The following is a 12723-nucleotide window of genomic DNA, read 5'->3' on the forward strand; positions in this document are numbered from 1 at the left end:
TTCATTTAAAAGAATGAAAAAAACTGTAATCCCGCGGGATCACAGTTGCTTAGCGGATTGTTGAAACAGCGCTTCTGCCATTGCTTCATATCCTTTGTGGTTTGGATGAAATTGATCAATCGATAAGTATGCGCTTTGATGTCCTTCAAATACACCGTAAATATCCACCACTTCTACATGTGGATTCGCAGCAAGCTGGCGAAGGTGATGGTTGTATTGCTTCAGCCATCTCTCGGCGATCGGAATCTCAGGAAAAGGATTATATAAATTCAATAAATATACGCAGTATGGATGATGCTGCCCTCTTTTTATCAGAGCGATTTCTTGAACCATTTTGCTAAAATTCGCCTGACAATGCATAGACGCTTGCAGCAGTGTCTTTTCATCTTCCCCTTTTTCATACTGCAGAACAGCTTGAACAAGATCATTCCCGCAGCCTGTGATGGTGATGATGTCAGCATGAGCAATCGCCCGTCTTACATCAGACCGCTGAAAAAGCTGCAAGATCTCTTCCGTTGTTAACCCTGATTTCGCAAATACGGACAGTTTCACCGGTATATGCAGCTTCTTTTCAAGCTTCGCCGCATATCGCTCCGTAAAACCGCCGCCAAATAAACGTGCCCCCACCCCAACCGTTAAGGAATCTCCAATCGCAACATAGGATCGTCCCACTCTTATCCCTCACTCTCTCCTGCCTTCTCTTATATATACGAAAAAGAAGAGCAAATGCTTGTAGCAGATGGCTTAAAGGCATCCACCTTTTTTTCAAAAACGCAGGATGAGCGCATTTACAAACACTTTACTTGCGATATCGATCCATTTTTTGTTCAATGGAAGTAGGATTTTTTTGCTTAAATCGCAGCTTTGAAGCGTTTCTAAAAAATTTACAAACTTTTTATCTTGATTTCAAGACTTTATACCTTGACTTCAAACTATATAGTGATTACAATGAAAATATCAGTTTTTATGTAACTGTGCTTGTTACATCTTTTTCATAGCATTCCAATATGATTAAAGATGCCACATATTCAGTGTATCTTTGGGATACGCTAAAAAAAACATTGAAACAGGAAGGATTGAATGAACATGGCAAAAGTTTTATACATCACTGCACATCCGCATGATGAAACAGTTTCTTACAGTATGGCTACTGCTAAAGCATTTATCGAATCTTATAAGGAAGCAAATCCAAGTGACGAGGTTGTACATATCGATTTGTACAAAGAAAACATTCCTCACATTGATGCAGATGTATTCGCTGGATGGGGCAAGCTTCAATCTGGTGCTGGCTTCGATACACTTTCAGCTGAAGAGCAAGCGAAAGTTGCTCGCCTAAACGAATTAAGCGATCAATTCGTTTCTGCTGACAAATACGTATTTGTTTCACCACTTTGGAACTTCTCATTCCCACCAGTTCTTAAAGCATACATCGACTCTGTTGCTGTAGCTGGTAAAACATTCAAATACACTGAGCAAGGTCCTGTTGGATTACTAACAGACAAAAAAGCGCTACACATCCAAGCACGTGGCGGATACTACACTGAAGGTCCTGCTGCTGAACTAGAAGCAGGTCACCGTTACCTTGGAACAATTGCAAACTTCTTCGGTATTCCTTCTTTCGAAGGTCTTATTGTTGAAGGTCACAATGCTGAGCCTGCAAAAGCAGAACAAATTAAAGCAGATGCGATCGAACGTGCAAAAGCTTTAGGTAAAACTTTCTAATCATGAACACGCAAAAAGCCAATGATCTTAACGGTCATTGGCTTTTTATTTGTTCAGATGCAAAACCTAATTCTTTTGAAATGCCGCTGGCCGCTTTTTTGACCTGCTCAATTAAATAAGGAAGCCGTTCCTTTTGATAGCCTGCCTCAAACCCTGCAATACTAATGCCTGCTGCCACTTCTCCGTGATGATTGAAAATGGGCGCTCCAATAGCCGCAGTATAGTTTTCAAGCTCTGAATAGCTTAACGTATATCCGCGCCTGTTTGATTCTTCGATCATGTTTCGCAGGACATCTTTATCGGTAATGGTTCCGATCCCGATTTTCCCGAGCGCTACCGAATCAATATAGGCAAGTCTCTCTTCCTCTGGCAAAAAGGAAAGAATACTTCTCGCACAAGCTCCCGCATATAATGGGGATCTTCTTCCGACAGCGGTATAGAGCCGGACAGGCTGCGTTCCTTCCATTTTCTCCACATAAATCGCTTCATCTCCTTCACGAATAATGAGCTGAACAGCCTCACCTACCTCATCACGCAAGTTTTCCATAAAGGGCCTTGCAATTCTACGGATATCGAGGCGGTCGGCGACAAGCTGACCATATTCAAGGAACATCAAGCCTAATCGGTAAACACCTGAAGGATGCTTTTCTAATAACCCCATATCGGCTAACGAGTTGGCCATTCGGTGTACAGATGTTTTGGGCATGCTCGAGAGCTCAATCATGTCATTTAACGTTAATTGTTCGTGTGTGATAAAAAGCCGTAATATCTCCATTGATTTCACAACGGTTTTATTTGTGTTCTGCATGTTTCTCACCTTTTCTAAAACGAAAATGCTTCGAGTTTTAATCTTGCCGTCAGGTCCTTCATCTCTGCTTCTTGTGTGAATAAGGCTTGCTCTGCTTCTTGGCGGTCAATTTGTTGAAACGTGAGATTCGCTCCAGGCATCGCCTGCGCAATGAGCGGCAAATCGACTGTTGCCACCTCACCAATACGGGGATATCCACCTGTCGTCTGGCGATCTGCGAGCAGAATAATCGGCTGGCCGTCAGGAGGAATTTGAATAGAGCCAAAAGCAACCGCTTCTGAAATCAATTCAAGCTTTTGCTTTAAACGAATCGGTTCCCCTTTCAATCTGCATCCCATACGATCAGATTGGGGAGTGACCTGATAAGACCGTTCGAAAAAAGCTTGCTGCGATTCTTCCTGAAAATGAGATAGATGTCTGCCTGCCAGCACCCGAATGACTGGTGATTTCCCGAGAGGCAAAAAATGAGCATGATTGACTGTCCATTCTGGCGCACGTTCCCCTTTGCTTTTTAACATGTGAACGAGGCTCACCGCCAGTGGTGACGGTTCTCCAATCGGCAGGACGTCTCCTTTTTCTAGCGGACGCCCTTCTACCCCGCCTATCTTCGCTCTGACATACGTACTTTTACTTTTCATCACCGGCTCAACATCAAATCCACCGGCTACAGCGAGATAGGAGCGGCATCCCCTCTTACAAGGGCCAAAGGTGATCGTGCTTCCTGCTCGAATGAAGAGTGGTTTCCATAGAGGCGCTTGTTCTCCGTCAATCTCAATCTCCACATCAGCACCGGTCACGGCGATCAGCTGATCCTTCTGACATGTCAACACTGGGCCGGGTCCCATTAATGTGATTTCCAGCACCGCTTCGTTTTCTTGATTCCCGGTGAGGATGTTGGCGATTCGGAGCGAGAGCGGGTCCATGCCGCCGCTCGTTAACACACCGTACTTCTGATAGCCTATTCTCCCTTTATCTTGAATGGTGGAGAACATTCCTGGCTTGATGACATGCATACTCAACGATCTTCCTCCTTCATGCTGAAAAATTCCTTTTCAGACAGTTGAACAAATCGAACCTCGTCCCCTGCCTTTAGTAGACTAGGTCTCTCAGCATTCGGCCGAAATAAGGACAAAGGGGTTTGTCCAATGAGCTGCCAGCCTCCGGGTGTAGATATCGGATAAACCCCTGTCTGCTTCCCCGCAATACCCACAGACCCTTTTGGAATCGACATTCTTGGTGTTTCTCTACGCGGAGCTGCAATTTTTTCAGAAAGTCCGCCTAAAAACGGGAACCCAGGAGCAAACCCTATCATATAGACAAGATACGTCCCGGATGTGTGAATACGTACAACTTCTTCAGGCGTCAAACCATTGATACGGGCGACTTCTTCTAAGTCAGGACCGAGCTCTCCTCCATAACATACAGGAATGTCGACGATCCGGCGCTTTGCCTGATTCGCCTCCTGCCAGTTGTCTTCAAGGAGGTTTTCAATATAGTCTTTGACCCATTCATACGGAGAGATTGCACGTTGCTTAAGCTGAGCAGATTGATACACCTTATAGGGCTCATAAAAGACGGTCACGTTTGTAAAAGCTTGAACAGCTTCCACATATCCGTCAAATGGATGCTGTTCAATACATGAAAACAGCTGCTTCACACGCTCATGAATGTCTTCACTTATGTCAGTCCCGGCTTGAATGACAATGGCTGCGTCTCCTAGCGGGTGGAACGTGATCGTATCTTTTATCGTTGAAAATGCCACTCTTATGACACCTCTCTTTCTACAGGACACCGAGCTTTTGATCTCTTACATCTGTGATAAACATATGACCGGGTGCATGGGTGATCGCAATGTCTGGCTTAGTGTGCATGACAATGGCTTGCGGCGTCACACCACATGCCCAAAACACCGGGACTTCCCCTTCTTTGATCACAGATGGTTCTCCAAAGTCTGGTTGATCTACATGTTCAATGCCAATCACAGCTGGATCACCTATATGGATAGGACCGCCATGTACCGATGGGAATCTAGACGTCACCTGAACACTTCTTGTGACTTGATGCGCTGGGATCGGCCTCATACTGACAACCATCGGACCATGGAATACACCTGCCCTTTCACATGGAATGTTCGTTTGATACATTGGGACATTATGACCGTCTTCAATATGGCGGACAGGAATGTCATTCAGCATGAGTGCATGCTCAAATGTAAAACTGCATCCGATGAGAAAGCCCACCATATCATCCTCCCAATAGGAAGAAATATCTGTTACCTCTTCTTGAAGAACCCCTTTTTTGTAAACACGGTATTTAGGGAAATCCGTTCGAATATCCGCATCAGGTGCTGAACGCCTTGGCACTGGAACACCTGGGTCGAGCACATCAAGCAATGGGCACGAAGCCGGATTCCGCTGACAAAATAAAAGAAAATCGAAGGCCAGCTCTTTTTTGACGATCAATAAGTTGGCTTGCGCAAATCCCTCAGCAAAGCCAGCCGTTGGGCCTGTGATCTTCTGCTTACGAATCAATTCCCTTATTTGTGACGGCTTATAGGTTTGATATGCTTTCATGTGATCAGCTCCATAGTTTTGGAATTTCATTCATGATGGTATATCCGCCCATGATTGCCATGATGACAACAACAAACGCACCTGTTGCTGTCAAAAAGAATGGATGGCGATAATCACCGACAATTTCTTTTTTATAGGCAGCAATCAGCAATGTTCCGAGTGCAAGCGGCAAGATCAATGCATTGATGGCCCCAACCAAAATCAATATGTTCACAGGTCTTCCAATCGTGATAAAACAAATGGTTGAGAGCGCAATGAATCCAACGATAATGCCTCGTTGATTTTTCTCGATTTTTGGTGAGAAGGTTTTAAAGAAGGAAACGGAGGTGTATGCTGCTCCAATGACTGAGGTAATGGCAGCAGCCCACATAATAATCCCGAACATTTTATATCCAACATTTCCAGATGCTAATTGAAAAACAGACGCAGGCGGGTTCGACGGATCAATCTGTAAGCCTTTTGAGACAACTCCTAGAACGGCTAAAAATAAAGCCACACGCATCACGGATGTGATCAAAATACCGAAAATGGAACTTTTCGTCACTTGCGGCAATGCTTCCTTCCCCTTAATGCCAGCATCCAGCAGACGATGACCACCAGCAAAAACGATATAGCCACCAACTGTCCCGCCGACCAGTGTGACAATTGATAACATGTCAATTTTCTCTGGCACGAAAGTTCTCATGACCGCTTCTCCAACTGGCGGTGCTGTGGAAATAGCCACATACAGCATCAGACCAATCATGACAAAACCAGCGATTTGTGTGAATCGGTCCATCGCTTTTCCTGCCTCTTTGATGACAAAAATGAGAATGGCAATGACTGCACTGACCCCAGCCCCTATGCGGGGATCGACGCCGAATATGACCTGAAAACCGAGACCCGCACCGGCGATATTTCCAATATTAAAGGCAAGACCCCCAATAACAATCAAACAGGCTAACACATATCCAAGACCCGGCAGAACCATATTGGCAATGTCCTGTCCTCTTTTTTCCGAGACGGCAATGATACGCCATACATTTGTTTGCGCAAAAATGTCTAGCAAAATGGAAATCAAAATGACAAACCCAAAGCTAGCTGCGAGCTGCTGTGTGAACACCGTTGTTTGTGTTAAAAATCCCGGTCCAATGGCGGACGTTGCCATTAAAAAGGCTGCGCCCATCAGCATAGAACGGTTCCCTTTTGGAGCTTTCATCTGTTTGGCTTTCTCTCTTTTCATGCTGTTTCCCCCTTTGATGACGATTTATCGAAATGCCTTGAGTTGAATAGTGGCTTCTTTTAGCTTCGCTGTAATGGTTTTTGCAAATTGAAGCGCGTGACTGCCATCCCCGTGGATGCACACCGTATCTGCTTTGAGCTGAACATCTTCCCCTTGCACTGTCCGCACTTTCCCCTCTCTTACCATACGGATGACCTGCTGAACTGCCCTTTCATCCTCTTCAATGAGTGCATGAGGTTCACGGCGGGATGTCAATGTCCCGTCTGGTTGATACGTCCGATCAGAAAAAACTTCATGTGCCACTTGAAGACCGATTCTTTCCCCTGCTGACGCAAGTTCACTGCCTGACAGCGCAAATAACACAAGGTTAGGATCAATATCATACACAGCCTTCGCAATTGATTCAGATAATTCAGTATTTTTAGCCGCCATGTTGTAAAGGGCGCCGTGTGGTTTGACGTGCTGCATCGTACCGCCTTCTGCTTTCAGAAAGGCTGATAGTGCACCAATTTGATAGATCACAAGATCATAGGCCTCCTCTGCTGAGATAGCGATTGGACGTCTGCCAAAACCGACTAAATCTTGCAGACCTGGATGTGCACCAATTTGGACCCCTTTATCCAGTGCCATTTTAACCGTCTTTCTCATCACAGTTGGATCTCCCGCATGAAAACCGCATGCAATATTGGCTGAGGTGACATATTCAAGAATTTGTTCATCTGAACCGATGGTGTATTGACCAAAACTTTCTCCCAAATCACAGTTAATATCCACTTGATACATAGAACCCCTCCTTGTCGTTCCGAATTACGGAATAGAAAGTCCGAATATTCGAATTTATATTGATTATACCAACTTTGGATAGACTGCACATGAAATTGTCAGAAAATATAACAATAGAACTAGTAGAATGTGTCTCTTGCAAACTTTCGGTCTCATTCTCAAAGGTTATTCTATCAACCTTTTTGAACATTAAAAAAGAACAAACGTTTGCAAATAAATGCAGACAAAAACATTCATTTGGGGGAGTATTGGGGGAGTTTTTTTATAATTGACAGACGTAAAAGGAGCGTAAAATGAACATAAACAAAATAAGATCATTCCTTTATAAGACATCAAAATACCTGGGTGACGTCAATGCCGTTCAAAAAGGTACTATCGGAAAACGTATCATGCGACGTGCTGCGGGTAAAGCAACCGGCAAGCTAACGAAAAAGATATTCAAATAAGATAGTCCAAGGTGGTGATTTCATGAATGATTTTGAGAGGAAGCTATACAGGATCATATATAATATGTAGGAAAAGACGAACAGTCCATTAGAAAAGCCGTTAGAAACCTTATGAACTGGCGTGGGATAAGGAGAAGCAGGAATGGAGATTCAAATAAAAAAAGAAGCCCCGAAAAGGGCTTTTTTAATTAAGCAAAATAACCGATACTTGTTGTATGTCCCCGTTGGGCTTCATTATGGATATCGTTAGATGAAACATAACTAAAAGCACCTAACACACTGACAATAATTAATACGGCTGCTACTGACTTAAATTTCATAAAGACAATCCCCTCTCTTAATTTGGAGTTGGAAATAAAGAATCTTCTCATAAAATTCGTTTGCACGCTCTTTATCTCCTGCCTTATTATAATGCTTCGCCGCATCTTTCGATAAATCTTCAAGATTCGCATAAAGAAATTTTGACTCCAAATAAGCCATTGCTTCTTTTAAACGACTAACATTGTTTTCTAAATACAATGATCTCAATAGAGTGAATGTATTTAAAAATATGTCGTCTTTCAATTTTCCAGCCAATTCTATTCCCTCGTTTAAAGCGTATAACCCTAAATCATTTTGATCAGTTTTAAAGTATGACTTTGTCAACATAACCATCGGATCAAGAATTTTATTTAAATGTTCGTATCCTTGTTCTTTAAATGAATGGATTGATTCGTTAAAGTATTTGATAGCCATTAGTAGTTCATCATTGTGGAAATAACTTAATCCTATATTATAAAGCGCCGATCCTTTTAATCTTTTTGTTGAGTTGTCAGAAGCTTTTTTTAGTGCGTATTCAAAATGAGGCATTGCTTTTTCGGGGCAACCCATATCAATGTCATTTAATCCAATAACAAAAGAACACTGTATCTGCCTAACAGTATAAGTGTTTTTTTCTTTGTAACAATCTATTGCTTGGGCTATATGGTGCATAGACATGTGGTTTTGTTTCATGTGGTAATAGATTTCCGCTATCTTGAAATTAAACTCGGCACGTTCAATATCATCACTTACATGAGATAGCTTTTTTTCTGCTCGTTTGTAGAAGGTAATGGCGTTGAGGTATTCATAGTTTTCAAATTCGTACATGCCGTAGAAAAAGTTAAAATAATAATCTAGCAAGCCTGTTAATTTCTCTTGATCCTTTTTTATTTTCATTGCTAACTCTCTAAAGTTGGCGCGCTCTTTCCCATTTTCCAATGGGTTCAAATAATCCAACATTAATTTATGTCGGAACTCCATGAGTGAGAAATACAATAATAAATCTTGATTTTCTTCCATATCATCGAGCAAAGATTTTATTTCTTCTTTATATGCTTCGGCGTCCGGTACGTTAAATCTTTGAATATGATAATACCATTCATTGATTTTCATACCGACATGAGAAGATAGAACTATCTCCATAAGACCCTACCCCTTCCTTGCTATTCCCTATAATGACATATATTATCATTTTCCGAATAATTCCACACCGAAAAGAAACCGCAAAAGTTAGGGTGTTTGATAGGGTAAAGTCTTATTCAGAGCAATTTTGACTAACTAATATAAAAAAAGAGCCTAATTAAAATAAAACGGCTCTTTTTTAAGTCATCAGCTATTAGATGTTTTCGTGTTCTTTCTTTTAATAAAATAAATTACTGCTGCGATTATGACTACAGGTATAACCACAAATAGACTAACCCCAATAATCGTATTCCAAGGCATATTTACTATCTCCTTTCATAAAGATTTAATGCCATTTAGACCATGTTTTAGAAGCTACATCATACGCATTGTTTGACTTCGTCACCACAGATGCTTTTGTCCACATAGTTGTATATGCTGGAATAATAGAATTGTAACGGTGTGTTTTATCCATTGCATATTTTTTGGCATTAGCAACCTTTTTATGACTCACTTTTCCACCATATACTTTACCGATAGATGGAAAGCCTCCACCCCACCCTATAATACCGAATGAATCATGATACGTTTTAAGGGAGACTTGTTTTAGTTTTCCACTGTTTCGAGTCGCTATTATATTCCCGCGATACGATGATGTACCTGCAAGGAATGCAATATTTTGATACATTGTACCTTTTACAGTCACTTTTGTTCCATATTTCTTTTTAGAAACAGTGAAACTTTTTGATGATTTAATCCCTTTAGTGGAAATTTCTTCGTTTTGTTCCTGACGTTCAACAACTGCTTGAGTTAATAAAAATAAGGTATCTTCTTTTGATAAAACATCACCTTCATCATAACCCTCACTAATTGCTGTCTTTTGATCAATAATATCTTCTTCACTTAGAGCCTTGTAGTTTTCTATGTCTTCATTTGTTACAATATCCGTTGCTTTTTCAAACGTTAAATACTGATCGTTAGTTTCTTCTGCGGTTGCTACAATGGGTGTGATCGCAAACAATAATAGGACAGCAACAAAGATTTTCAAACTTGTTATAAATCTCTTCATTTTGTTTCCCCTTTGAATTGTATTATTAAAAAATTACGACTAGACTCGTAATTTGATAATCAACACTTTAACGATCTTTTCAAGTGTTAATTATAGAATATTATGGTATTGAATACAATATATTACTTAGATCGAATTAATCAAAAGGGATATGGGAATATGTATGTTTTTTATAGGTGCAAATACTTTAGATATTTAACTATACTTCAGAAAGTTTACTTATTAGATGTTACTAATCAACATACAAAAAAACCCCCATCCTAAAAAGGACAGGGGTTTTACTCATTTCAATGCTTTTTCTAGCGCTGCTTTAGTCTTCGGTCCATAGATCCCATCAGCAGCAAGACCATGCATCAATTGGAATCGTTTGACTGCATCCGCTGTTTTTGGTCCGTAATATCCATCGACGCCGTTATTTTTCGCCCCTTTGTCCGGGTAATAGTAAACCGCCGCCAGGGCTTCTTGTACGGCTTTTACTGCTGATCCTTTGTAAGAGGCTTTGTAACTTTTAAAATACCTGTTGGCAAGCTATATGACTTTTTAGCAGGCTTGGAAGCTGCTGTTTTGAATGGTGCTGCTGTTGTTGGTTTAACAGTCGGCTTTTTATTTGTGTGAGCAACGGCGATCCCGGCTTGGAAGCTGTCCCAACGATTAAGCAGCTTGCGGGGACATTGTTTACCGCTCCATCTCTTATGTGGCACAACGTTGGCCAATGGAATACCTTGATCATGCATCAGCTGACGAATTAGCCATTGAGCGTTCTCAACTGCCTTCTCAAAGTTACCATCAGCATTTTCACAAATTTCAATACCAATTGACTTCATGTTACCTGTTCCCCGGCCATCTCCTACATGCCATCCGTTTTCATTTAACGGCAGATGTTGATAAATGACTTTATCATCAACTGTAAAGTGCCAGCTCACCGCTGTGCTAGATCGCTTTACAAACGCTGCATGATTTGCTGCATCTGCTCCTTCTTTAGTATTAGCAGTATTGTGGACCGTAATATATAAAGGCTTCATGTAATTGCCAGGACGGTTCTTGTAGTTTGTTGAAATAAAATCTTTAATGATTTTTACCACGTTCATCGTCTCCTTTGATCAATTTAATATAAAAAGAGCCACCACGTGGCAGCTCTTTACTTCGTTAGTCCTTTTTGTTTCAGGACTTCTTTCTGTAATTTTCCTTTATCGGTCACATAGTTATTTTTGAACCATGCGACAAGAGTTGTTACTAACGTAAAGACCATTGAGAAGGCAAGGTATAAAGTTTCTGTTAATGTGTTTACCTGGTCCTCACTGATCGGCAAACAGGTTTGCCAAACATGATTAGCGCCTGGTTAGGCAGCTCGATAATATGAGGGTAAATTCTAATCCATTCGTTTTTTGCCATTGTTGACAGCCAATAGGGCGGGTTCTCTTTCAATGGCGAAATGCCTTTCAATTTTTCTTCATGCTGCTGCCGCTGCTCTCGTTCTTCGTTTGATATTTGCCCTTTTAATCTGTCCGTCATTTGTTTTCGTCTCGCCAATAAAAACCACCACCTTTCAGCAAAATCCAACCTATTAATTTTAGGCAATCAAACAAATGAGTAATTCCTCTCTATCTCAATGCCTGTAAAGGATCAAGCCATTTTATGAATAAGTGAAAAACCACAAAAAACGGGAAAAATCAAAACTCCATTTCAACACTTTTTTAAAGTTGAGGGGACGCCGATTTCCAGGAATCAAAAAAGCCCACCCCGTTAATTGTCGGGGGGACTTGAATAATTCTTATAAAGATTAGACAAAAAAGATTCTACAGTTCGTAAATAATTAAAACAGAAGTCTTTATCTAAAACGATAGTATTATGATTCCCAATGCTAATATCCTTCATCTTCTCTATTATCTTACTAACTTCCTTACATTTGTGTGATCTTCCAATATCACCACCATTATGAACTAATTCATTTCTAATTAAATTCACATCCGTAATAATTTTCCATTCTCTTGTTTGGTTAGGAAAATTTCTTTCAAGTTCTTTCATAATAAATATTTTCACTTTAACTAAAGTACTTTTCCTGCTAGCCTTTGAGTGTTTTTCCCATCTTTTCTTCTCGACCCTACAGAGTTCAACTGCATATTCCTCGAGTAAGGAATGTATCATTATCAAAAAAGAATATCTTCTTAGTTCCTCAAATTTCCTACCAAAGGGGTCTCGAGACTGTAAAAGCCCCTCTTCTTTACAATTTAATAGTTCTTCACCTGGTAAGTTATTTAAAAATTCACTTTCTCTTCTATTAAATTCTTTTTCTGAAAAATCCATGAAATACCAACAATCTCTTATTTTTTGAGAAATGAAGCAATCAAATACATTTGGCATTAGTTTAGGCGATAAAGAATGAAACAAAGTGACCTCACTCATATACTCTCTCCTCAGTAGGAAAATTTTCTATATTATAGAAAACATTATAAGAGATAGCAACTAAAAAGTAATCACTTCTTAAATGTCTCCTGGTTATGATGAAACTGGCAAAGCACTTCAAGATTGTTTAAATCATTGCGCTCTATATCGTCATGAAATACCTCTCTAAGCTCTTTATGCTTATGATGGACCACTAACCTATTGGACATGTTTACTCGTCCTTCTGCGGCACACATAGCGCATCTGTAATGACTCTCACGCTTCTTTGCTTCTCG

Annotated in this window: 12 protein-coding genes and 2 pseudogenes; 1 reads left to right on the forward strand and 13 read right to left on the reverse strand. The window is 40.7% G+C overall.

Annotated features, from left to right (window positions below; genetic code table 11):
* Nucleotides 1-39 precede the first annotated feature (39 nt).
* The gene (locus tag BA79_RS15620; protein WP_017358492.1) at nucleotides 40-672 is read right to left on the reverse strand and encodes a GDSL-type esterase/lipase family protein; all 633 of its coding nucleotides are present in this window, start codon (nucleotides 670-672) and stop codon (nucleotides 40-42) included.
* A 414-nt stretch (nucleotides 673-1086) separates the two neighbouring features.
* On the opposite strand from BA79_RS15620, the gene BA79_RS15625 reads away from it, so the two are divergent.
* On the forward strand, nucleotides 1087-1722 hold the full coding sequence (locus BA79_RS15625; protein ID WP_024720223.1) for an FMN-dependent NADH-azoreductase: 636 nt from the start codon (nucleotides 1087-1089) through the stop codon (nucleotides 1720-1722).
* 34 nt (nucleotides 1723-1756) lie between these two features.
* Here the strand turns inward: BA79_RS15625 and BA79_RS15630 are convergent, their stop codons facing one another.
* The 12 genes and pseudogenes from BA79_RS15630 to BA79_RS15690 all read right to left on the reverse strand — a co-directional run bounded on the left by BA79_RS15630 (nucleotide 1757) and on the right by BA79_RS15690 (nucleotide 12448).
* Nucleotides 1757-2530 carry an IclR family transcriptional regulator gene (locus BA79_RS15630; protein WP_035703820.1) on the reverse strand — a complete coding sequence of 258 codons (774 nt, stop codon included), beginning with the start codon at nucleotides 2528-2530 and terminating at the stop codon, nucleotides 1757-1759.
* A gap of 14 nt (nucleotides 2531-2544) precedes the next feature.
* Nucleotides 2545-3549 carry a 5-oxoprolinase subunit C family protein gene (locus tag BA79_RS15635; protein ID WP_035703821.1) on the reverse strand — a complete coding sequence of 335 codons (1005 nt, stop codon included), beginning with the start codon at nucleotides 3547-3549 and terminating at the stop codon, nucleotides 2545-2547.
* Nucleotides 3546-4292, reverse strand: a complete 747-nt coding sequence (gene pxpB / locus BA79_RS15640) for a 5-oxoprolinase subunit PxpB (RefSeq protein WP_035703822.1) — start codon at nucleotides 4290-4292, stop codon at nucleotides 3546-3548. Before pxpB ends, BA79_RS15635 begins: the two co-directional genes overlap by 4 nt.
* Nucleotides 4293-4311: 19 nt before the next feature.
* Nucleotides 4312-5103, reverse strand: coding sequence for a putative hydro-lyase (locus tag BA79_RS15645; protein WP_035703824.1), 792 nt, complete (start codon nucleotides 5101-5103; stop codon nucleotides 4312-4314).
* 4 nt (nucleotides 5104-5107) lie between these two features.
* Complete coding sequence (locus BA79_RS15650) at nucleotides 5108-6325, reverse strand: NRAMP family divalent metal transporter (RefSeq protein ID WP_007498097.1); 1218 nt, start codon at nucleotides 6323-6325, stop codon at nucleotides 5108-5110.
* Nucleotides 6326-6349: 24 nt separating this feature from the next.
* A complete protein-coding gene (locus BA79_RS15655; protein WP_008347192.1) occupies nucleotides 6350-7108 on the reverse strand; it encodes a LamB/YcsF family protein in 759 nt (252 codons plus the stop codon).
* Between the two features lie 634 nt (nucleotides 7109-7742).
* Nucleotides 7743-7874 carry a hypothetical protein gene (locus BA79_RS19845; RefSeq protein ID WP_255816864.1) on the reverse strand — a complete coding sequence of 44 codons (132 nt, stop codon included), beginning with the start codon at nucleotides 7872-7874 and terminating at the stop codon, nucleotides 7743-7745.
* Entirely contained in the window at nucleotides 7864-8997 is a 1134-nt protein-coding gene (locus BA79_RS15665; RefSeq protein ID WP_035703826.1) for a response regulator aspartate phosphatase, read from the reverse strand. The genes BA79_RS19845 and BA79_RS15665 overlap by 11 nt, the downstream gene beginning before the upstream one ends.
* Before the next feature lie 325 nt (nucleotides 8998-9322).
* Nucleotides 9323-10045 (reverse strand): hypothetical protein, encoded by a 723-nt coding sequence (locus tag BA79_RS15670; RefSeq protein ID WP_035703828.1) that lies wholly within the window; start codon nucleotides 10043-10045, stop codon nucleotides 9323-9325.
* A 282-nt stretch (nucleotides 10046-10327) separates the two neighbouring features.
* A pseudogene (locus BA79_RS15675) lies at nucleotides 10328-11127 on the reverse strand (peptidoglycan recognition protein family protein).
* 56 nt (nucleotides 11128-11183) lie between these two features.
* A pseudogene (locus BA79_RS19255) lies at nucleotides 11184-11437 on the reverse strand (phage holin).
* 351 nt (nucleotides 11438-11788) lie between these two features.
* Entirely contained in the window at nucleotides 11789-12448 is a 660-nt protein-coding gene (locus tag BA79_RS15690) for a hypothetical protein (RefSeq protein ID WP_035703830.1), read from the reverse strand.
* Nucleotides 12449-12723: the final 275 nt, after the last annotated feature.

It is taken from the genome of Bacillus altitudinis 41KF2b, from assembly GCF_000691145.1.
Taxonomy (GTDB): Bacteria; Bacillota; Bacilli; order Bacillales; family Bacillaceae; genus Bacillus; species Bacillus altitudinis.